This window comes from Pseudochryseolinea flava (assembly GCF_003286915.1).
Taxonomy (GTDB): Bacteria; Bacteroidota; Bacteroidia; order Cytophagales; family Cyclobacteriaceae; genus Ohtaekwangia; species Ohtaekwangia flava.
The window spans coordinates 528,737-549,917 of sequence record NZ_QMFY01000002.1 but is presented as its reverse complement, the minus strand read 5'-3'; the positions used below and the strand labels follow the sequence as shown (position 1 = coordinate 549,917).

At 43.1% G+C, this 21,181-nt stretch carries 18 protein-coding genes; 14 read left to right on the top strand and 4 right to left on the bottom strand.

Annotation, left to right across the window (positions count from 1 at the left end; all coding sequences use genetic code 11):
• Nucleotides 1-21 precede the first annotated feature (21 nt).
• From DQQ10_RS07475 to DQQ10_RS07465, 3 genes are all read left to right on the top strand, one after another.
• A complete protein-coding gene (locus DQQ10_RS07475) occupies nucleotides 22-1,497 on the top strand; it encodes a SusD/RagB family nutrient-binding outer membrane lipoprotein (RefSeq protein ID WP_112746260.1) in 1,476 nt (491 codons plus the stop codon).
• A 9-nt stretch (nucleotides 1,498-1,506) separates the two neighbouring features.
• Entirely contained in the window at nucleotides 1,507-3,024 is a 1,518-nt protein-coding gene (locus DQQ10_RS07470) for a calcineurin-like phosphoesterase C-terminal domain-containing protein (RefSeq protein WP_112746189.1), read from the top strand.
• Between the two features lie 149 nt (nucleotides 3,025-3,173).
• Nucleotides 3,174-3,665 (top strand): hypothetical protein, encoded by a 492-nt coding sequence (locus DQQ10_RS07465; protein WP_133259574.1) that lies wholly within the window; start codon nucleotides 3,174-3,176, stop codon nucleotides 3,663-3,665.
• Here DQQ10_RS07465 and DQQ10_RS07460 read toward each other — a convergent pair.
• Nucleotides 3,662-4,279 carry a YdcF family protein gene (locus DQQ10_RS07460; protein WP_165823836.1) on the bottom strand — a complete coding sequence of 206 codons (618 nt, stop codon included), beginning with the start codon at nucleotides 4,277-4,279 and terminating at the stop codon, nucleotides 3,662-3,664. The two genes, DQQ10_RS07465 and DQQ10_RS07460, sit on opposite strands and share 4 nt — an antisense overlap.
• A 313-nt stretch (nucleotides 4,280-4,592) precedes the next feature.
• On the opposite strand from DQQ10_RS07460, the gene DQQ10_RS07455 reads away from it, so the two are divergent.
• Nucleotides 4,593-4,937: a hypothetical protein gene (locus DQQ10_RS07455; RefSeq protein WP_112746186.1), complete on the top strand. Its 345-nt coding sequence runs from the start codon at nucleotides 4,593-4,595 to the stop codon at nucleotides 4,935-4,937.
• A 193-nt stretch (nucleotides 4,938-5,130) separates the two neighbouring features.
• On the opposite strand, the gene DQQ10_RS07450 is transcribed toward DQQ10_RS07455, so the two are convergent.
• Nucleotides 5,131-5,970 (bottom strand): alpha/beta fold hydrolase, encoded by an 840-nt coding sequence (locus DQQ10_RS07450; RefSeq protein WP_112746185.1) that lies wholly within the window; start codon nucleotides 5,968-5,970, stop codon nucleotides 5,131-5,133.
• A 1,221-nt stretch (nucleotides 5,971-7,191) separates the two neighbouring features.
• Between DQQ10_RS07450 and DQQ10_RS07445 the strand changes: the two genes are divergently transcribed.
• The 6 genes from DQQ10_RS07445 to DQQ10_RS07420 are packed head-to-tail and all read left to right on the top strand — an operon-like array spanning nucleotide 7,192 to nucleotide 14,460.
• Nucleotides 7,192-8,034 (top strand): heme/hemin ABC transporter substrate-binding protein, encoded by an 843-nt coding sequence (locus tag DQQ10_RS07445; RefSeq protein ID WP_112746184.1) that lies wholly within the window; start codon nucleotides 7,192-7,194, stop codon nucleotides 8,032-8,034.
• A 1-nt stretch (nucleotide 8,035) separates the two neighbouring features.
• Nucleotides 8,036-9,103: a FecCD family ABC transporter permease gene (locus DQQ10_RS07440; protein ID WP_112746183.1), complete on the top strand. Its 1,068-nt coding sequence runs from the start codon at nucleotides 8,036-8,038 to the stop codon at nucleotides 9,101-9,103.
• Nucleotides 9,100-9,909 (top strand): heme ABC transporter ATP-binding protein, encoded by an 810-nt coding sequence (locus tag DQQ10_RS07435; RefSeq protein ID WP_165823835.1) that lies wholly within the window; start codon nucleotides 9,100-9,102, stop codon nucleotides 9,907-9,909. The genes DQQ10_RS07440 and DQQ10_RS07435 overlap by 4 nt, the downstream gene beginning before the upstream one ends.
• A gap of 5 nt (nucleotides 9,910-9,914) precedes the next feature.
• Nucleotides 9,915-10,988, top strand: a complete 1,074-nt coding sequence (locus DQQ10_RS07430) for a hemin-degrading factor (protein ID WP_245970315.1) — start codon at nucleotides 9,915-9,917, stop codon at nucleotides 10,986-10,988.
• A gap of 2 nt (nucleotides 10,989-10,990) precedes the next feature.
• Nucleotides 10,991-13,003: a TonB-dependent receptor plug domain-containing protein gene (locus DQQ10_RS07425; RefSeq protein ID WP_112746180.1), complete on the top strand. Its 2,013-nt coding sequence runs from the start codon at nucleotides 10,991-10,993 to the stop codon at nucleotides 13,001-13,003.
• Nucleotides 13,004-13,014: 11 nt separating this feature from the next.
• Entirely contained in the window at nucleotides 13,015-14,460 is a 1,446-nt protein-coding gene (locus DQQ10_RS07420; RefSeq protein ID WP_112746179.1) for an HmuY family protein, read from the top strand.
• Between the two features lie 184 nt (nucleotides 14,461-14,644).
• Here DQQ10_RS07420 and DQQ10_RS07415 read toward each other — a convergent pair whose 3' ends face one another.
• The gene (locus tag DQQ10_RS07415) at nucleotides 14,645-15,247 is read right to left on the bottom strand and encodes a hypothetical protein (protein WP_112746178.1); all 603 of its coding nucleotides are present in this window, start codon (nucleotides 15,245-15,247) and stop codon (nucleotides 14,645-14,647) included.
• A gap of 181 nt (nucleotides 15,248-15,428) precedes the next feature.
• Between DQQ10_RS07415 and DQQ10_RS07410 the strand changes: the two genes are divergently transcribed.
• From DQQ10_RS07410 to DQQ10_RS07400, 3 genes are all read left to right on the top strand, one after another.
• Nucleotides 15,429-16,727, top strand: a complete 1,299-nt coding sequence (locus tag DQQ10_RS07410) for a vanadium-dependent haloperoxidase (protein WP_112746177.1) — start codon at nucleotides 15,429-15,431, stop codon at nucleotides 16,725-16,727.
• Nucleotides 16,727-17,839, top strand: coding sequence for a helix-turn-helix transcriptional regulator (locus DQQ10_RS07405; RefSeq protein WP_112746176.1), 1,113 nt, complete (start codon nucleotides 16,727-16,729; stop codon nucleotides 17,837-17,839). Before DQQ10_RS07410 ends, DQQ10_RS07405 begins: the two co-directional genes overlap by 1 nt.
• 186 nt (nucleotides 17,840-18,025) lie before the next feature.
• Nucleotides 18,026-19,063 carry a glycoside hydrolase family 43 protein gene (locus DQQ10_RS07400; RefSeq protein WP_112746175.1) on the top strand — a complete coding sequence of 346 codons (1,038 nt, stop codon included), beginning with the start codon at nucleotides 18,026-18,028 and terminating at the stop codon, nucleotides 19,061-19,063.
• 3 nt (nucleotides 19,064-19,066) lie between these two features.
• Here DQQ10_RS07400 and DQQ10_RS07395 read toward each other — a convergent pair whose 3' ends face one another.
• Complete coding sequence (locus tag DQQ10_RS07395) at nucleotides 19,067-19,957, bottom strand: DUF6892 domain-containing protein (RefSeq protein WP_112746174.1); 891 nt, start codon at nucleotides 19,955-19,957, stop codon at nucleotides 19,067-19,069.
• A gap of 221 nt (nucleotides 19,958-20,178) precedes the next feature.
• Here DQQ10_RS07395 and DQQ10_RS07390 point away from each other — a divergent pair, with 221 nt between their 5' ends.
• On the top strand, nucleotides 20,179-21,075 hold the full coding sequence (locus DQQ10_RS07390; protein ID WP_112746173.1) for a PorP/SprF family type IX secretion system membrane protein: 897 nt from the start codon (nucleotides 20,179-20,181) through the stop codon (nucleotides 21,073-21,075).
• Nucleotides 21,076-21,181 lie beyond the last annotated feature (106 nt).

The window sequence follows — 21,181 nt, the reverse complement described above, 5'->3', positions numbered from 1 at the left end:
AACGACAAGCATCAAATGGTCATGAATAAAAAATCAATCTGGAGAATATCACTATTGTGTATTGTGCTGATAGCTTTCGGTAACAGTGCCTGCATGGATAATTTTGAAGAAATTAATACAGATCCAAATCGCCTTCAAAAGATTAGCCCCGGAACTTTGTTAAATCCGATTCTTTACGGTATGGCAAGTTTCAATACGTCAAAGAGTGACGACTTTACTTTCAATGTTATGCAAGTAGCATTGCCTTATCCTAGCGTCTCAGGCGGTGTACATCGATATGATATTACTGAAACAGCGGGTAATTCGACGTGGAATAACTACTATCGCTGGCTCGCGAATATCAAGGAGATGAGAGAAGTGTCAATCGCGGCTCAAGATCCAAACTACGAAGCAGTAGCCCTGACGTTGAATGCGTGGGTGTATTCACAATTGTCAGATTGCTTTGGCGATGTTCCGATGGATGAAGCGGTAAGAGGAGAAGAAGGTATCTTAAAACCTGTGTTCAACACACAGCAAGAAGTGTACACGAAAATCATCGCGGACCTCGAGCGTGCAAATACGTTGTTCGATGTGTCGAAGCCAATGATCTATGGCGCTGATATTTTGTACAGCAGCACAGCAGCCGAAACCGATAAAGGTAAAAATATCGCGAAGTGGAGAATGTTTTGTAATTCACTCAGGTTGCGCTTATTGTTGCGTGTGTCAAAGCGTGCCGAAATGGATGCGTTCACAAAACTGTCGGTAATGATTGGAGATCCTGCGAAATATCCTGTATTCACAAATAACAGTGAGGCTGCTATCTTGAAAGTATCTGGCGTAGGCGCAAATCTCTCTCCATGGGGACGCGCAATCGACTTCACAACATTTAGAGCGGGTTCTCAATTTTTTATCGACAACCTCAACAACTTCAATGATCCCCGTCGTGCTGTATTCAACACCCAAGCAAGAACAAAGGATGGAAAAACGCAAATTGGATATAAAGGTATTCCAAGTGCGTATACCGGAAGCGATTCGCAGTTTGATTTCTTGCCTTCAAATTTGAATGTAGCCTTAGTAACAGCGCCGATGGTTTGCGTAATCATGACGTATGCGGAAGTGGAATTTATTAAAGCTGAACTTGCCCTCAACGGAGTAATTGCATCTGATCCAAAAACGCACTATGAAAACGGTGTGAAGGCTTCGATTGAACAATGGGGAGCCGTAATGCCTGTAGACTACTTTGCCAACGAGGCCGCCGCATATGATGGCACCATTGAACGAATCATGCTTCAAAAATATTACGCATTGTATTTCAATGACTTTCAGCAATGGTTCGAATACCGTAGAACTGGGCTCCCAGTACTTCCAACCACGGATGCTATGTTGAATGATAAGCGTGTTCCTGTTAGATTTAAGTACCCGCTCGTAGTGAGAACAAACAACCCTGATAATTACGCGAAAGCTGTTGCTACCTTTGGTACCGACGATATCAATACAAAAGGGTGGTGGGAAAAATAAAAATCAAACATGAAATTTAACAGACGATCATTCTTACAAAAACTCGGGCTTACAAGCCTTGGTCTCATTGGATTTCACGGACTCCAAGCTACTCCTAATGTTGAAAGGAAAGCAAAAACAAACGCAGTCCTTAAACTGACAGGCACAGTTCGCGATGGAGGCAAGGGCATAGCCGGTGTGGCGGTTACCGATGGCCTGAATGTTACGCTCACCGACGCGAAAGGGAATTATTCTTTGGCCAGTACTTCTGCGGCGGAGTTTGTTTACATCTCTATCCCGGCGGGCTATGCTTTTAATCATCAAAAAGGGATTACCAATTTCTTTCATCGGATCGAGCCGAATGCAAATTCATTTAAGGGCGATTTTACGCTCTCGCGGCTTGCTCAAGATGATTCCAAACACAATTTTGTCGTATGGGCGGATCCTCAAATTCAGAATGCCGACGACGCATTGTTACTGAACACGCAGTCTGCACCGGATACAAAACAACTTGTCGACGGCTACGGAAAAGATGCATTGTTCCATGGGATTGGGTGTGGAGATTTAGTTTGGGATCGCTTTGAGCTATTCACAGACTACAAGCAAGCTGTTGATAAAACATCGATACCATTTTTTCAAGTGATCGGAAATCACGACATGGATCTTGATGCGCGAACAGATGATTATTCTTCGAAAACATTCAAGGGACACTTCGGGCCGTCGTACTATTCCTTTAACCGCGGGCAAATTCATTATGTGGTATTGGATGATGTGTTTTTCCTTGGAACTTCGAAAAAGTACATCGGCTACATTGATGAAAAACAATTTGCATGGCTTGAGCAAGATCTAGCTCATGTCAAGAAGGGATCTACCGTGGTGGTGTCTGTGCATATTCCGGTAAATACCGGAACGAAGCGACGCGATAAACTGAATGAAGAACCTATTGGCGGTGTAGTTGCTAATCGAAAAGAGCTCTATCGGTTACTCAAACCTTTCAAAGCTCACATCATGTCCGGCCATACGCATTTTAATGAGAAAGTTTTTCAAGACGACAATATCATTGAACACGTGCATGGCACCGTATGTGGCGCATGGTGGACAGGTCCGATCTGCTATGATGGTACACCCAATGGATACGGTGTTTATGAGGTGAATGGTAGCGAGATTACTTGGTATCATAAGTCAGTTGGCTTGCCGCGAAATCATCAATTCAGAATTTATCCGATCGGTGCTGTGAAGGACAAGCCCGAATCTTTTTCGGTTAATGTTTGGAACTGGGATCCACAGTGGAAGGTGGAGTGGTTTGACAACGGTAAGGCTATGGGCGAGTTGAAACCCGAAGTGTCTTTTGATCCGTGGTCAGTATTGCTTCATGAAGGATTGGAAAAACCTTCGAAGCGTGGATGGGTAGATCCGGTGTTGACGGATCATATGTTTTTTGGAAAGCCATCGTCTTCCAATGCACAGATTACCATTCAGGTGACGGATCGATTTAAGAATGTATACAAGCAAGAAGTTGACCTTGCTACGTTAAAACTTGGCGTATAATTGTTGTGCAATTTTTTTCAAAGGCTCTTCGCAAGGAGAGCCTTTTGTGTTTTTGTTAACTCAGGCGTTGGGTAATTCATAGTTTGTTAATGTATATTCTTTTGCCTTGGGAATTGGTTTCTCGAAATTCGATCAATAACCTAACCGCGATGACAAAACTCGTTTTCATTTTTTGCCTCGCTTGCGTGGCATGTAATATCTCCCAGGAAAAAGAATCGCTAAAACTCCAACGTTTAGATTTAGGGGACATTAGTATAGAAGTGCCGCGTGCTTGGAGATATACGCCAGTACTTGGTATTAGCGCTGGTTTTCTTGAAGTGCAAGAAGGCGAGAAAGTATCAATCAATTACGGGCCCTATTGCAATAACCTTCATACCGATCCATCGACGCACGATATAAATTTCGCTTTAGTCGATGATAAGGGAGCAAAAATCGTTCGTCCTAAAATATCGGGTGATGGGTTCACGGGCATATATTTTGAGAATATTAAGAATGGTAATACGACCGATTTTAAATTGCTGATCGTAGGATTGAATGTTTCACCTGATACAGAGCAGTCTTTATTGAGAGCTTTCAAGACATTAACGTTTGAACAATCGGAATATGTGCAACCGCAGCCAGTGTCGTTTATTGCCGACTAGGCGTTTTTGTCTTTGCGACTCTTTCTTGCTTCACGGACTTCTTGTTTCACGCGGCGGCCAAGCGTATAGCGCAGCCGTTGGAAAAAGCTTTCGCGTTCTTTTATAGATTTGAAATTCGACACGCGCGCAGTAGAGGGGTCAATAACGGGAAGCTTCTTCTCCTCGATATTCATTGTGCCAAGAACGATCGGAATTGATTTCGTTCCTGGACAATACTTTTTCTGAAAGCGTCGCAAGAGGCGCGATTGATAGGGATCACTTGCCAGCGCAATCTTTTCGAAGCCCATGGACTTGGCCATCTTCCAACTGTAGTAAATATTTTCAGTACTGTGCTCTGCTTTTGTTTCTGAGAAGGTTCGATCAGTTGGAATGCCCAACGAATCCGCCATAATTTTCATGATAACGCCTTCCGTGTAGGGCGTGTATACAGCGCTACCGGAAAAAATAATATTCCTGCAAAATCCGTTGTCATAAAGATACTTTGCCCAATGTAGCCGCATCTTCATCACCGTAGTTGTTTTGTCTCCATCATAAGGAACGCCAGGCACAACGATGACGTCAAAAGGTTTTTGTTTCTCGGCTTGCTCCAAAGATTTCTTCGTGTATCGCGACATGGAACAACTCGTAAAAAGGCTAATGAGTACAAAACACAATATTGTGGCGCCAAATCGCCCTCTGTTAAAACGCATCGTTCATGATTTTTCAAACAATATAAATCTCCATTCTTATTCCAGCCTAATAGTTAAACAAACAGACGACATTTTATCGTTTATGCAATCGCTATCTATTTATTGGAAAATATTCGTTTTATGGATTTTAATCTCATAATGGGATAATTGTATAGGAATAGACTTTGTTTTTGAGCGTTAAACTAGGATTTGCCTGTTGGCATTGTTATCGCCACAGTGGCGTCGAGGATAACAAATTATGAAAAAGGCAATTTTACTCTTGGTTTTTGGAATGGTATTGAATGTTGGATTTGCGAAAAGACCGGTGTCGATCTTATCCACAAATAGTAGCATTATTTACTTCAAATTGGACAAAGAAATTCACAACGCCGTATTGGAAATCACGGATGAGAACGGCAACGTGCTCGTTGTTGAAACCATCAAGCATAAAAAGGTGATCGTTGATTTCTATTTTAAGAAGGCTGGTAAATACTTCATCAAAATCACATGTGGGTCAATTGAAGAACACTTTACATTTGACAATATCGTAAACGACACGAACGCGCAATCAGGAGAAGAGGATCGTATACTCGTGACGCGGTAAGTCGACAACCCATCAAATGTCTGAGGTGTGACGACATCTCTGGACTTTTTTCAACTCCGAACGATCCATTGATCTTTTTTATTGCGCGACACTATTGTATCTCAATTAATGGTACCTTCGATAAGGTTAAGCTCACCATAGAACAACTTCCTTACGTTCTCGATCTTTTCGCGAATGATTGTAGTATTACAATCTAGCGAAGTGTAGCATGTCCTTCAATTTTTCTGTACGGTTTTCTAAAAAAGTCATGGACAGTCTTATTGAAAATATCTGAATAAACCTGAAGCGTGGAATGTCCGGAGTTTGGAAGGATCCACAAATATGATTTCGAAATAGATTCTGCAATCAGTAGTGTGTGTCGGGGTAAAATTACATCGTGGTCACCGCCGATTACCAAAGCAGGACAGTGAATTTTTTTTAGGTCGCTCGTTGCAATATGAGGTTGGCGGATCATCAGCTGAAGAAGTTTCAGATCATTTTTTAATTTTGGCGTAGCTGGTGCTTTCGATAGTGTGTCGTTCCACTGCAAAAGTAAATTGTACATCCATGGTGTGAGGGCTGTAGAATCGGGCCATAAGTTCGTCCCCGTGATCGCCATTTTTTTCACCTTCTCCGGATGACGAAGCGCAAGGAGTAGGGCATTAATCCCTTCGTCACTCCAACCAATTACATAAGCAGAATCGATTTTAAGATGTGTTAATAGCGCACTATAGTCATCGGCCATCATCTCATAACTTAAAGAATCGCGCTCGTCAACAGACTTACCTTGTGCTCTACTATCAGCCAGAATCAGTTTGTAATCCTTAGCAAAGTAGGGGACTTGTTCACTAAAATCTCGCATTGATCCACCATTACCATGGATAAACAAAAGCGGCATGCCTGTACCATAAACTTCATAGTACATCTTGAAGCCACGAGCGTCAAGATATTTTCCTGTCGTCGAATTTTCGCCGAGCTTCTTCCATGCAACATTTTGAGCAAGTAAGAGGTGTACTGAAAATAAAAGTGTAACGGCAATGATTATCTTTTTCATAACTGTGAGTGAAATGTAGTGGTTTACTTTTCGTTAATCAACATGCATGCTAAATTACGGATGCAATACGACATGAGTTGGAAGCATTCAAAAATTCTAAACAAGGATTCGTTTGGCCTAACGTAGCAAAATACTACATCCGGAGTTTTGTGTTGATGAATTGATGATGTATCTGATAATATTTTTAGTTCACAATTTATTTTTGTTGCTAGTGCCCTGGCGTTGATGCATCCGATCGTAAGGATCGTCATAGCACGCGGAAGAGGCCACAAGTTCACTGCCCTCGACAACGCGATTACGACGACCGGCTTTCCTGGAAGGATTGTCGTATTGGTTGATGCGCCATTCCATTAAAGAATGGCTGGGTGAACTCAACCTTCTTTTTTTATTTAGCCGAACATTGATGACGCTTGTTCCCCGTTTTTATGTGGCTGAATTGCAACGAAAGGGTAGCCAGAATATTGATACGGCATAGGCATAGCGTTTTTTGTTGTTAGTGTAGTTAGTCATGAATAGGAGTGGTTTAAGATTGAATTAATTTTCGATATTTTACCTGAGAACACATCCTGACTACTTGAACTAGGTAATACTAGCGAAAGGAAACACACGGCTAACTTCAGAGGCTGTTCTATCGTTAAACATAGGACAGCCTCTACTTTTATCGTCACATTTTGTTTGATGTCATCACTGGTGGAAATTACTTATGGACAGTGAAGCAATTATAAATTTTATTGATGCGTGTAACGAGTGCGCAATTGAATGCGAGCATTGTGCTGTTAGTTGTTTGAAAGACGACGACGTGAAGTCATTGGCGGAGTGTATTTCATCAGCACGCGAGTGTTCACTCATTTGTAGAACGACTGTGAAACTCATGACAATCACCGTTGCCCATACAAGAATTTTAAGTAGCATATGCTTGGATATTTGTGAGGCCTGCGCAGCGCATTGCGATCAACATGGCCACCTGGAGCATTGCCGCAGTTGTGCGAAGACATGTCGTCGGCTTGCACAGGAATGTTTGCAGCTCTTAGAAGAGTTTGCTTATTGAGAGATTTAGTGCACGATACCCTCCAAGGGTGATACGCTGGATACCTTCGACTGGCGATATATCCTCGTTTTAAATTCATAATACCTGTTGCAGGGTATGAAAAAATTGGCCACCATAGGCGATTGACGCAGGTGCCCCTGTTGAAATACTTTTGTTTCAGAATTCATACTGAAATGAAAAAACTCATTACCATTTTTATCCTTGGGATTTCTATGTTCTGCCATGCGCAGGAATCCCTCCGAATTATTACTGCAGGAAGCGCAATTACAGAAATTGTTTGCGCGCTCGGCGAAGGCAGTAAAATCGTTGCTTCCGACAAAACGAGTTTATATCCTGATTATATTCAGAAACTTCCGTCTATAGGTTATCGGTCAGGAATCAATGCCGAAGGAATTCTTAGCCTTAAGCCGACCATCGTTATTGCAGAGAAAAATTACGTTGAAGAAGTTGTGTTACAACAACTCACGACGGCGGGCATTGCGCTCGTCGTGATCGACAGAAAACTCAATGTTGAGGATACAAAAAAAATGATTCTTCAGATCGGGAAGTCGTTGAATCGTAATGATCAAGCAGCAAAACTTGTTGCATCGATTGAAACTAACTTGAAAGAAGCGCAACAGATGTTGGCGAACAAGTCCACAGAACCAAAAGTACTCTGTGTTTATAATCGTGGGACCGCTACGATCAGCGCTGCAGGTGCAGAAACTTTTGCCGAAATACTAAAATATACGGGTGCAAAAAATGCGATTCAGAATATTGATGGTTATAAGCCTCTGAATACGGAATCGTTGATTCAAGCAAATCCAGATTATATACTCATGCTCACGTCAGGACTAGAAAGCCTCGGCGGCGTAGACGGCGTTTTAAAAGTGCAAGGAGTAGCGTTGACCAAGGCAGGGAAACAAAAGCAAATTGTATCTGTCGATGGTCTTAAGCTAACCAACTTTGGGCCTCGTTTTGGAGAGGCCGTGAAGGAAGTAATCATACTTCTTCATCCTGAGCTTGCCGCGAAATAGTATGGTCACGTCAATCGTTTTGCGGCAATACAAGACTATCACAATACTTGTCGTACTCGGACTCAGCTTGCTGTTTGTAACACTGTTTTCTTTAACGGTCGGTGCAGTGAGTATTCCATTTTCAGATGCTGTTGTCATTTTATGTAAGTCGTTCGGGTTATTCAACGACATTACTATCGACGACACATTTACCGTCGTCATGACATCGATTCGGCTCCCGCGTGTAGTGATGACGTTGCTCATTGGCGCTGCGCTCGGTATCAGTGGTGCAGCTCTACAAGGTTTGTTTAGAAATCCTTTGGTAGAGCCAAGTCTAATTGGCGTTTCGGGAGGCTCTGCTGCTGCGGTCGTGGTGTTGATCGTTTTCGGAAGTGCTGTATTGCCCTCGGTGGCGTTATGGAGTTACAGTGTAATGCTTTCCTTAGCAGCGTTCGCCGGTGGGTCCGCGATAACATTTTTCGTGCTCAAGTTGAGTATGGATTCAGGACGCACAAATATGGCCGCCTTGATTTTGATCGGCGTTGCTGTCAATGCGTTGACAGGGGCCATTATCGGCGTGGCTATATTTTATGCCAATGAGCAACAAATGAGCATGTTCCTCTTTTGGACTTTAGGAGACCTTGGTGGTGCCACTTGGGATAAACTTCGAATAGCTGCACCCGCGTTGATTTTGTCCACGGTCGGGCTATGCTTTTTCGCAAAGCCGCTCAACGTACTTGCATTGGGCGAAGCAGAGGCATACCATATGGGCGTTCACGTTGAGCAGACCAAACGGTTGATGATTTTTATGGCAGCAGCAGCGGTTGCAGTCTCTGTTTCGCTGGCGGGAATTATCGGATTTGTTGGACTGATCGTTCCGCATTTGATTAGAACAATTTTTTATGTCGATAATACACTTGTGTTACCGGCGTCTGCCCTTGGTGGCGCGTTCCTCTTAATCATTGCTGATATCATCGCACGTGTGGTAGTAGCGCCAGCTGAATTACCCATTGGTGTTGTTACTGCCTTAATCGGCTCACCTTTCTTCATTATGCTTTTGCTAAAGTCAAAACGAAAACTACAACTGTGACTTACGAGGCCAACAACATATCGCTCAGCGTAAGCGGAAGGTCTATTCTGAAAGAGATCAGTCTATGCATTACGCCAGGAAAGTTTACTGCAGTAGTTGGTCCTAACGGTGCTGGTAAAAGCTCCTTTGTGAAAATTATGAGCAACGAGATTGCGCATTATGCAGGCGATGTGCGTGTGAATGGAAAAAACATTTCGTCATACCGTCCGAAGGAATTGTCGCGAATAAGGTCCGTTATGACGCAACATCCGCAGGTACAATTTGCTTTTAACGTGCGAGAGATTATTTCTTTTGGCAGACATGCTCACGACACCACTAGTGGTCACAATGCATCAGTCATTGAAGAAGTTGTCGATGCAACAAATTTGCACGCCTTTGTCGATCGAAATTATTTGACGCTATCAGGGGGAGAAAAGCAACGTGTACAACTGGCGCGAACGCTCGCTCAGGTTTGGGAAGAAACGCTTTATCCGCGCTACATCTTGCTAGATGAACCTACTTCCAGCATGGATATCGCGCAGCAGCAGCAAATGTTCGGCATTATCCGTGGGATTTGTTCGCGCAATATCGGTGTGCTCGCCATTGTTCATGACCTCAATTTGGCGGCGCAGTTTTCAGACGAAATCTGCATGATCAATAATGGCCGAATACAAAATGTGGGTTCGGTCGAAGAAGTGTTTACCAAGGAAAATATTGAAGAAACATTTTGCTGTAAGGTCAATATTTATCGCGACCCCTGCACGAATTGTCCGTTTGTCGTGCCCACAAATGAAAATGTATTGTATAACATGTCAATCACAAAATAATGAATATGAATTTATCAGTCGATACGACGGCAACCTTAAAGCAAGCGTGGCTTGGTATCCAGAAAGCAAAGCCTGGTATTAGAATCAGAGATGCAGCGGATGCGCTGGGATGTAGTGAAGCGGAATTGTTAGTGACGACGGTGGGAGACTATACAACACGACTCTCGGGTGATTGGACAAAACTTCTCACTAGACTTCCGGAACTTGGGCGTGTAATGTCACTGACGCGCAATGAAAGTTGTGTGTTGGAGCATAAGGGTTCGTTCCAGAAGATTGATATTATGGGAGAACTCCCGATGGCGATGGCCACTGTAATCGGTCCGATCGAATCGCGTGTGTTTTTTAAAGCGTGGAAATTTGGTTTTGCTGTTCGTCAACAATCGCATCATGGCTTGATGCAAAGTTTGCAGTTTTTCGACGCAGCAGGAAATGCAATCACGAAAATATTCTTGCAGCAACCTATCGGTAACAAAGCAGGAAGTAATCAAGATGCGTTTGATAGGCTGGTAGCAGATTTTACCAGCGATGATCAGTCGAAGGAAATCGTCACAGCGACGGTGAACGAACCGTTTTCAAAGTCAATCGATGAAGTTGATCACCAGGAACTCTTGAATGACTGGTCTTCGATGAAAGATACCCACGAGTTTTTCGGGATGCTAAGAAAGCATCAGGTAAATAGACTTGACGCCGTGGTTCTTGCGAAAAACAGATTTAGTCATCAGATAAAAGTTGAATCGTTACGATTGTTGTTAGAGAAGGCCGCCGCTACAAAATTGCCAATCATGATTTTTGCAGGCAATAGGGGGAATCTTCAAATCCATCAAGGAAAAGTTCAAACCATTCGCGTGATGGATCAATGGCTGAATGTGCTTGATCCTGATTTTAACATGCACTTGCGCGAAGATCAGATTGCGTCGGTGTGGGTAGTGCGAAAACCGACAACGGATGGTGTTGTTACAGGTATTGAAGTTTTCGACGAAAAGAAAAACATGATTGTTCAATTCTTTGGACTTCGTAAGCCTGGGATCGCGGAACTAGAAGGCTGGCGCAAGCTGGTTGATGAACTCCCAATTGCATAAGCATGAGTAAGCTGTTGAGCATATTGCTTCTCATTTTTTCTATCGTCACGAACGCACAAGATACCTTGAAGATCCATGCGTTGGATGAGGTCGTGGTGACAGGCGTGGTGGAACCGCAGTCGGTCCAGAAGTCTGTTTATAACGTTCGCACAATCTCAATGGAGAGATTGAAAGCGCAAGGTGCGACTCGTCTTCAAGACGTATTGAATGCTGAGTTGAACATTCGATTCTCTCAAGATCTTGCATTGGGTGGTTCTAACTTAAGTATGGTTGGATTACCTGGACAAAATGTAAAAGTGCTGCTTGATGGCGTTCCGATTATCGGTAGGCAAGGAACTGGTAATGAAATCAATATCAATCAAATCAATATTAACACCATCGAGCGGATTGAAATTGTAGAGGGCCCTATGTCTGTGATCTATGGCGCAGACGCGTTGGCGGGCGTAATCAACATTATCACAAAGAAAAATCCTGAAAACAAACTGGACGTAAGTGCGACCATCCATGAGGAGAGCATCGGATCTGAATATAGTCTGGCGAAAGGAATACATAATCAAAATGTAAGCGTCGGATATAAATTGAAATCGATCTATGCGAATGCTAACGTAACGCGAAACGATTTTAATGGGTGGAAGGGAGATGCTACCGGGCGCGAACTCGCGTGGCATCCCAAACTTCAATGGCTTGCAGGAGGTGTTATGGGATTACAAAAGCAAAAAGTTAACGCTTATTATCGTTTCGATTTTTTGGATGAGAAAATTCACAACCCGTCCGAATTCAGTGGACTTGAAGCAATTGATCAAAACTACCTAACAGATCGATTGATGCATCAGGCGCAGGTTAACGGGCATTTGTCTGAAAAAATTCAATTCAACGGAGCGGCGTCATTTACTGATTTTGAGAGACGCACGCAAAGTATTGTCGTCGACAGAAAGACTGGTCGGGAAACATTGGCGGAGGACACACTTCATAGCAAAGATGAATTCCGTGGCGCAACGCTACGCGGGTCACTACATATCAAGATTTGGGAATCAGTGAGTCTTCAACCAGGCTTTGATTTTAATTCTGAAATTGGAAAAGGTTCACGTCTTCTAACAGGTGATAACGCAATAACAGACTATGCCGGTTTTCTCTTGGCGGATATCAACGTAGCGCGTTGGAGTTTTCGCCCTGGCGTACGAATCGTTAGAAATTCTGTGTATGATGCACCGCCGCTCATACCGTCGTTCAATGCGAAAGTTTCGCTTGGTGGTAAGAACGATGTTCGTATTGGGTATGGTCGTGGCTTTCGTGCTCCTTCGATACGGGAATTATATTTCAATTTTTTTGATGCAAGTCATTCCATCGCGGGCAATCCGAATTTAGAAGCGGAGTTGTCCCACAGTTTCAATGTTTCATGGAATAACAATATCCAAATAGCGAAGGGTATCTTGAAAACATCGCTATCGACTTTTTATAATGATGTGAAAAATCTCATTGATTACGGTAGACTCGCGGGCAGCCGGAATACGACTTACATCAATGTCAATAATTTCAAGTCCAAGGGTGCTACGCTTCAATCAACGTTCAGACGCAACGCGATAGAGATGCGTTTCGGAATTGGTTACACCGGAAGATACAACAGGCTGGTTGAAAGTGATGAAGCGCTTCCAACATACACGTGGTCTCCCGAAATCAACGCGTCGGTGAGCTATCCAATAGTCAAGACGTTGACGGTTTCAATGTTTTACAAATACACAGGCGTAACGAAGGCATATGTGATCGATCCCTCGGACAGCAACATTGTGTTGGCAAAAACGGGGAGTTTTCATTGGGCAGACATCACGATGCAAAAGGAGTTCGGGTCTTCCTTAACACTTTCTGGTGGTGTTAGAAATTTATTCGATATCACATCGATCTCGAATTCTTCACCGTCTAGTGTGTCAACTCACAGCGGCGATTCGGGCGTGTCGCCGATTGCCTATGGTCGGTCATTTTTCTTGTCTATCAATTTTAAGTTTCAAAAAACATTATAATAATAAGTATCATGAAGTCTCAAATATCATTTTGGAAGTACATGTCTGCGGCATGCGCCGTGACGTTAGTTGGATTTTTAACAAGTTGTGAAGATGATGATCCGCCAGTGGCCGATAACGTGGTTGAGTTTGAGGCCACGGAACTTGGGTTCGACGAAACGGATGATGAGATCACGATCCGTGTTGACTTGTCGCGTGAAGTTTCGGGCGACGAAAATATCACGCTCGATGTCCTATCGACTGGCGTTACGTATGACGTGGAGTTTGTAACCGTTCCTGCGATCACTGGCACTAAGTTGTCGTTGCCTGTAACAAAAGGATCAACATTCGCATCGTTTGTGTTGAAGAGAAAAGAAAGTGTAGTTCTTGAGGATGACGATAAAATTGAATTTAGTCTTGCAACGGTGGGAGAAGGTTTTGCTGTTGGTGAGCGTAAGAAAATTGTTGTAAGCTTTTCTGAAATAGTTGCTACAGAGAGCACATTGGATCCCACGGTAGGTGGAAGCTTGCAGCCTAATAAAGTCTTTATCGATTTGAGCGCGAATAGACAGACTTCGGTCGGTCGTGGTGCATGGGACTTTGGGTTCTACACCGTGGAAGGACAGTTTCGTGTTATTCTGAATTCTTCCGCTGGAATGATGGCGCGCGCACTCGATAAGAATAGTTTGGATGCGGTAACAGCAGAAGATACAGTTGGCTGGATTTCACAATTGTCAACGGAAGCTGTGTTTGCGGCACTCACGTCAAACCCGCAACCGGAGTGGCTTCCTCAATCAAATCAATGGATTGATTCACCAACCGGTGACCTTTCGAAGGCGGCAATTGCCGAAGTGTCTAGCACTGCAGATGAGAATAAAGTTTACATCGTCAACCTTGGAAAAAATGCAGATGGTACTCAGCGTGGTTGGAAAAAAATACGCGTTGTTAGAAACGGGAATAATTACACATTGCAGCATGCCGATATCAATGCAACGAATTTCGTAACGGTTGAAATTTCACGTGATGCCGATTATCATTTTAACTACGTGAAAATCGGTGAGGGTGTTGTGAATGTTGAACCGAAGAAAGATAAATGGGATATCGCATTTACAGTATTCACCAATACGACACCGGCAGGGCCGGGACTCATCGTGCCGTATGTTTTCCAAGACATCGTTTTGCAAAATCTTTATGCGACTGAAACTGCAGAGTTGCTAACGTCGGCAGCGGGATCATATGAGGACTTTGAAGAAGCCGATTTGGCAAGCGTGACTTTCTCTAGCAGCCAGATCAACATTGGTTCGAAGTGGCGCTCCGGTGGTGGTCCGGGCACGCCGCCTGCGTTGAAGGAAGATCGTTTTTACATTGTGAAGGACTCCGGTGGTAATATCTACAAGCTGAAGTTTACAGCACTCACGCAGAATGGTGAGCGCGGTCGCCCACAAATTCAATTCTCCCTTTTGAAAAAAGGAGTTTAATAAAGTAAGTTGTTAGTTAGTAAGGGTGTAACCGAGAGGTGCACCCTTTTTTGTTATTACAAGAATAAATTCATGTTGCACAAAATCACGAAGGTTAGTGGCTTAGTCTTGCTTTAGAGGTGATGCTAAAATATTGTGAAATCATTGATAAAAAAAAGCTCCATGATGAGGAGCTTTTTTGGGGTTAAAAATCTTGCTTAAAATTTTTAAGAGTACCTTGATATTGCAAGGTTACGGCGATTGGATCTTCCTCAAGATCGAGACCATCCCAGCCGAATTCTGATCGAATTGACGGGTAGGCCGTTCCTGATAACACGAGTGTGAATGAATCACCGGATTTGGTCACGACAAGTTGCGCTGTAGAGAATCCGTATCGTTGCTCACTTTCGAGATCGTAATTTTTGTAGTAGTACGCATCCCACAAATCAAACGGCTGCTCATGCTCCTCGCCCTGCCATGTATACGTTCCGGGTTGTAATTCCTGTATGTCGTTGTTTATGAGTAGTGTCATAATCGTTGCATTTCCGGTTAATTTCGGAGAGCCGTCTTCGTTTGCAGATATTTGCATTCCTGCACTAAGAAAAGCGAGCTCATTCCGATAGTATTCATTTCCGTCGTCATCCGTTCCTGCTTTGGTATCCCAGATAAATGCGGCGTCAGTGAGTTTGATAGTTTCGGTGTTGGCGGTGAGTTTATTGTCGACGGCAATTTTTTTGTCATCGTCTTTGCAAGATGAAAGTGCCAACAAGGACATTGCGGCGGTTAGAACAGTCAATTTCAATTTCATATAACAGTTTAGTTTTAGCGGCAAGTTATTAAGTCGCGACTTTATTTTTTTTGACGATTTAACGCGGATCTTACACAAGGAAGACCATTCAGAATAATACTGATTTCATATATCGTGCTCCTTTTTGCATAACGACGAGGATTGATGTTCGCCGTTCTAAGTCAAAAAACACTTAACAATCATGAAAAAACTGATGTCATTATTAGTAGCGTTAACGACTGCCTTGTGTTTGTCGTGCACAGATTCGGCCGGTAGTGGAGCGGAGGCCGATGTGAGAAGACCATTTTCAAATTATTCAAACGAATCGATATTGCAGTGGAATAACGTGACGCTTGGGACAATGCATGGCCCAGCCTACAATCCAATGCTTGCTTCGAGGATTTATGCGATGGTTCACGTAGCCATTCACGATGCTTTGAATAGTATAGAGCCTTCATTTGATACGTACGCTTTGCAAGTGAAAGATAAAAAAGCGGACCCGATCGCGGCCCTTTCGAATGCCGCTTATACAGTACTTGTTAATTCATTTCCGGATCGTAAAAATTACCTTGATAGCGCACTCGCGGTTTCGTTGGCGGATGTGAAAGCCAATGATGCACGGGCTCGCGGTTTGCAACTTGGCAAGCTTGCCGGCGAAGCCATACTCGCACTTCGTGAGGGTGATGGCGCATTTCAAAATCCGGTTGCAGAATTGAACAACCCCGACGATCCAGGATTATATCAACTTGTTCCACCGGTACTTTATCTAGCTGCACCATTTTGGAAAGATTTGAGAACATTCGGACTGTCATCGCCACATCAGTTTCGTGTTGCCGCGATGCCGAGCTTAAACAGCAACGCGTATGTAGAAGCATTCGACGAGGTGCGTCAGTATGGTTCAAAAGAGAGTGTTGTGCGAACAGAAGATCAAACTGCGATTGCCAAATTTTGGTATGAGTTTTCAGAGATCGGTTGGAACCGCGTAGCCGCTACGGCTGTGGTAGATGGGAAGTTGGATCTTTTATCGACAGCACGCGTGTTTGCACTTGTGAACGTGGCCATGGCTGATGCCTACATTGCAGGGTGGGATTCGAAATTTCACCATAACTTTTGGCGCCCCTATACCGCGATTAGAAAAGCGTCGACCGATGGAAATGCGAACACAAATGAAGATGCAGCTTGGGAGCCGCTTATGGTTACGCCTCCTGTTCATGATTATCCATCAACACATAGTACCCTCGGAAACGCAGCGGCTGTTGTCCTAAATGAGTTGATCGGAGAGAAGGTTGGTTTCTCAATGACTTCATCGAGCGCCGAACCCGCTGGTAGTTTGCGCACGTTCGCGAGCTTTAGCCATGCAGCACAGGAAAATGCAACGTCACGGGTATTGGCTGGTATTCATTTTCGATTCTCATGCGATAGTGGACTAGCACTTGGTGATAAGATTGGTCATTGGGTATTGGATACGAAATTGAAGCCGAAGCAGAACAAAGGGTTGTGATGTATGTTGATAGGCTAAAGGGACTGATTCGTCAGTCTCTTTTTTTGTTACAAGCAACGGGTAAGTTTTCGATTCATAAAGGAAACGAAACACACCTTAACATCGTTCGAGCTCCTACCAAGCAAAATACCGTTACGATGAATGCGCGACACGTTAGAGAACATCTAGAAGTTTCCATTGGAAAAATGCTTACGAACCTTGAAGGCGGCGAAATAACACAAGAGAATGCGCTCGGGAAATTTTCTTGTTCGGTGGAAGATCATGATCAATATATTATTCTCAAGCGTGACTTTGAAACATATGATGGAGAAATGGCCATTCCTTTTTCGCGGCAACAGCCATCACTTCAAATGATCTTTTCGATCAACGGGCAGTCTTCTTTCAACCGGAGTTCTTCGCCGTTCATTCTTTCTCCGAAAAGTCATTCGCTAAGTTTTTTTAATCGGTTTGAGTGCAAGAATTTATTGCAAAAGGGTACACGGCAGCAAGACATCACGTTTGGCCTGTCGAAAAGCTTTTATGCCAATTTTGTTGCCAATTATTTGGGCGTGTACGATCGTTTGTCGTCGTTGATTATGCAGGAGCAGGAGTTTAATACGATCAACGAACACATTGCCATAGATGCTGCCATAGAAGGAATCTTGAATAACATCCTGAGCTGTCCCTTTCAAGGGGAAATGAAATCGGTATTTATGCGAGAGCATATTCGCGCGTTGTTGGCGTTGCAATTTTTTCACTTCAATCAGGTAGTAGGAGATCGATCAATTTCATTTGATACGCGCATTACGAAACGAGATCATGACACGCTTCACGATATTAAAGATTATATAGATCAAAACTTTTTAGTGCCTTCTTCGATAGAAATGCTTTCCAAGCGTTTTGGTATCAATGAGTTTAAATTGAAGCATGGCTTTAAGGTGCTATTCGATACATCACCGATGCGCTATCTGCAATATCGCAGGTTGACATTCAGCCGTTCCTTGTTGAGCGATACCGACAAGACGATCAAAGAAATTGCACATGAGGTGGGTTATGCACATCCTGCGAATTTCACCATCGCTTTTACAAAAACATTTGGTAATGGGCCACTGTCATTTCGCGGTAAGGTTTAGCGTTAACCTATCGGTCGGTGGCGTTCTGTTCGAAGATTATCGAGAACGTTTTTTTTAGCTCAAAGTATATTTATAGATGTTTAAGCGAAATGGCTATTGAATTCCAAGGCCGCGACTGGTATATTGTTCGCTTGCTGCGTTGATCGCCGCTACATGTGATAGTATAACCAGATCGATAGAAAGAACATGAAATTCAGTAGAAACATTATCATTATTTTGTTTGCTTTGTTTGCTGTACACAGTGTACTAGCGCAAGGCACTTTTACAAATCCATTGATGTCGTCTGGGGCTGACCCTTGGAGCATTTACAAAGACGGATACTATTACTATACGCACACGCTCGGGAATAGATTGGATATTTGGAGAACGAAAAACCTTGCGGACTTGGCGAACGCTGAACGTAAAACCATCTGGACGCCCCCAGCCGGTACGTTGTATTCGAAAGATATATGGGCGCCAGAAATTCATTTCTTGCAAGGTAAATGGTATGTATACTTTGCTGCCGACGACGGAAAGAATGAAACACATCGCCTCTACGTTCTTGAAAATGCATCCACGGATCCAATGGCGGGTGAATGGGTTTTCAAAGGGAAAATATCTGATGAAACAGACAAATGGGCAATTGACGGGTCCGTAATGGAGATCAATAAAAAGCTGTATATGGTGTGGTCAGGATGGGAGGGAGACGTTAATGGACAACAAGATATTTACATCGCGCAGTTGAAAAATCCTTGGACCGTTGAAAGTTCACGTGTAAAAATATCAAGTCCAGAATTTGAATGGGAGCGTCATGGTGATATTCCGAATGATCCCAATAATCCGCCGCATGTAAACGTGAATGAAGGCCCGCAATTTTTATTGCACAACGAGAAGTTGTTTGTTGTCTACTCTGCAAGTGGATGTTGGACTGATTTCTATACCCTCGGAATGTTGTCAACGACGGTGAAAGCAGATTTGTTAGATCCTAAATCGTGGACGAAGTCAAAGACTCCCGTGTTTCAGCCCTCGCCGGAAGCGAAGGTGTTTTCGCCTGGACATAATTCTTTTTTCAAGTCACCGAATGGGAAAGAGGATTGGATTTTGTATCACGCAAACGACGAACCTGGACAAGGATGCGGACATCATCGTTCGCCACGCATGCAAAAGTTCTCGTGGACAAAAGATGGTCTACCAAGTTTTGGAACCCCTGTTGCAAAAGGTGTAAAACTTGAAATACCGAAATAGTGTTTAAGAAACCTCGATATCTTTTGCTTTTAATTCCTGCTGTATCGCTTTCTCGTTCTTATCGTAGAATAAGGTCATTGATTTTAGATTCTTGAATTGGTCAACATCTGTAAAAACCTGGATGTTGAAGTCATCCGTTTCTCCCGTCCAGAAAGGAAAAATGTGCATGTAGATATCGTTACCACCGTCTTGTTCGATGGTGGTAATGATGTCAGCATACTTATTGTCAATTTCTAATTTGTCGAAGTACGCTCGAACTTCAGGGATGATGTCGTAGCCTTCCTCCTCAATGTCGATTTGCCTTTCTTTGTAGCGCTCCACAAATTCATAAACATCGAATCGTGGCTTCAAAATGTCGCGCATGTACATGAGTTCCTGTACCACGCATAGTTTGAAGTTAAAGTCTACGAACGCCATTTTTTCGCCTTCGGCCTTTTTGAATTTATAGCGATCCGGATCTTCGACTGGCGGCGGTGGCGTAAACGCTGTAATATCGATATCTCTGGATGAATCTTCGTCCGTAAGCGAAATGAATACGCTGTGTGCCCCTAGCTCAATTTTAAAATGACGGTCTCGTTTTTTCTCTTTCACAATAGGCAACTTGCGATAGTCGTGCCCATCAATAGTTAATGTGCCGGAGAAATTTTGTGTAGGAGAGAAGTCATACGTGTTGCTGACGATAGGAATATTTATCCCTTCTACAATTTTTCCGTTTTTTGAGTAAGCCAATAGGCCGAGGGCATCCCATGTGTAGATTTGATTGTACTTCTTTTTCGATAACCGTGCCGGACCAAGTATGTCGGTAAGGATGTTGATTGATGTAGGTAGTTTTACTGCGTTTTTATTGATTAAAATTTCATCACGCGTTAAGGTAATGTCAAGTGTCGTTTGCATAATGTAAATGAATGTCAAAGATAATAGTTGTTTCTTGATTCAAGCTGATGATGAGCGGGTTGATTTTTACGTCCAGTCGCATTTTGGAAAGTTGAATTGCATTTACCTTTTGACGCTCACTATTTCTAGTGATTTTCTGTTTTACGCCAAAGAAGTGATTCCTAGCAGATCGCTTGACCGTAGTATTGTGGTGTGTTTGCAAAATACTGAACGCACTACTGATGAAGAAATATTTACTCGGAATAGCAATGTTGTCGCTAACGTTTTTATGCAAGGCACAACAATTTCCTGCGAACTACAACTATGTTTTTAATCCGTTCGCGATCAATCCCGCGTATGCCGGTTACAACATCGATCCAGAAGTAAACTTTGCGAGCAAAAGTTCCTTTCAAGGAATTGAAGGTGCGCCACGTACAATTTTCTTTTCTGGACATGGACAAATCTATAATCCAAAGGTTTCGTTGGGTGCAAATTTTATGTCGGATAAAATTGGTGTGACTTCCACCACAGGCGTCTACGGGAGTTATGCGTATAAGTTAATTTCAAGAAATAGAAATGTCTACACCAACTGGGGGTTCAATCCTCATGTTCTATCGCTAGGGCTACGCGCAGGCGTTACTTATTATAAAGAAGATCTAACCAGCCTCAATGTGGATGGCGATCATAACTTTGAAGAGAACGTGAGCTTTGCTTTTCCTAACGTCGGCTTCGGAATTTATTATAGCAAAAACCACTATTTTGTCGGGCTATCAATTCCTGAATTGATTACAACTACGGAAGCAAATAACTATAATCTAAGTCGTAATATTTTTCTCAATACGAGTTATCAGCTCTTGACTGGCGTGTCTTCGAAGGTCAACTTAAATGCGTTGGTGAAATATGCGGAGGGTGCACCGATTCAAGCGGACTTTAATACACAATTAGAATTCAAAGATAAACTTTTGCTCGGCGTCGGATACCGCACAGTGTCGCGTCTGAATTTTATACTCGGCTTTATGATGTTAAAGGATTTGCAAATTGGCTATATCTATGATACTCCGATTGGTAATGCAAACCGCGAGATAAACTTTAATAGCCATGAGTTAACGATCAACTATCGTTTCATTAAACGACAGTAAGCGATACCTATCATCTACACGACCAATTTAACATGCGTTTCAATTTAATTTATTCTTTCGCCGTAGCAGCATTGTTTGTCTGTGCATTTTGTGCGCAGCCTTGTTT

Excerpts from the sequence above, each read along its gene's own strand:
- DQQ10_RS07400 (WP_112746175.1), top strand. The coding sequence starts at position 18,026 with ATGAAATTCAGTAGAAACATTATCATTATTTTGTTTGCTTTGTTTGCT.
- DQQ10_RS07425 (WP_112746180.1), top strand. The coding sequence starts at position 10,991 with ATGAGTAAGCTGTTGAGCATATTGCTTCTCATTTTTTCTATCGTCACG.
- DQQ10_RS07445 (WP_112746184.1), top strand. The coding sequence starts at position 7,192 with ATGAAAAAACTCATTACCATTTTTATCCTTGGGATTTCTATGTTCTGC.
- DQQ10_RS07460 (WP_165823836.1), bottom strand. The coding sequence starts at position 4,279 with ATGTCGCGATACACGAAGAAATCTTTGGAGCAAGCCGAGAAACAAAAA.
- DQQ10_RS07405 (WP_112746176.1), top strand. The coding sequence starts at position 16,727 with ATGTATGTTGATAGGCTAAAGGGACTGATTCGTCAGTCTCTTTTTTTG.
- DQQ10_RS07450 (WP_112746185.1), bottom strand. The coding sequence starts at position 5,970 with ATGAAAAAGATAATCATTGCCGTTACACTTTTATTTTCAGTACACCTC.
- DQQ10_RS07430 (WP_245970315.1), top strand. The coding sequence starts at position 9,915 with ATGAATTTATCAGTCGATACGACGGCAACCTTAAAGCAAGCGTGGCTT.
- DQQ10_RS07465 (WP_133259574.1), top strand. The coding sequence starts at position 3,174 with ATGACAAAACTCGTTTTCATTTTTTGCCTCGCTTGCGTGGCATGTAAT.
- DQQ10_RS07410 (WP_112746177.1), top strand. The coding sequence starts at position 15,429 with ATGAAAAAACTGATGTCATTATTAGTAGCGTTAACGACTGCCTTGTGT.
- DQQ10_RS07395 (WP_112746174.1), bottom strand. The coding sequence starts at position 19,957 with ATGCAAACGACACTTGACATTACCTTAACGCGTGATGAAATTTTAATC.
- DQQ10_RS07440 (WP_112746183.1), top strand. The coding sequence starts at position 8,036 with ATGGTCACGTCAATCGTTTTGCGGCAATACAAGACTATCACAATACTT.
- DQQ10_RS07475 (WP_112746260.1), top strand. The coding sequence starts at position 22 with ATGAATAAAAAATCAATCTGGAGAATATCACTATTGTGTATTGTGCTG.
- DQQ10_RS07415 (WP_112746178.1), bottom strand. The coding sequence starts at position 15,247 with ATGAAATTGAAATTGACTGTTCTAACCGCCGCAATGTCCTTGTTGGCA.
- DQQ10_RS07390 (WP_112746173.1), top strand. The coding sequence starts at position 20,179 with ATGAAGAAATATTTACTCGGAATAGCAATGTTGTCGCTAACGTTTTTA.
- DQQ10_RS07420 (WP_112746179.1), top strand. The coding sequence starts at position 13,015 with ATGAAGTCTCAAATATCATTTTGGAAGTACATGTCTGCGGCATGCGCC.
- DQQ10_RS07470 (WP_112746189.1), top strand. The coding sequence starts at position 1,507 with ATGAAATTTAACAGACGATCATTCTTACAAAAACTCGGGCTTACAAGC.
- DQQ10_RS07455 (WP_112746186.1), top strand. The coding sequence starts at position 4,593 with ATGAAAAAGGCAATTTTACTCTTGGTTTTTGGAATGGTATTGAATGTT.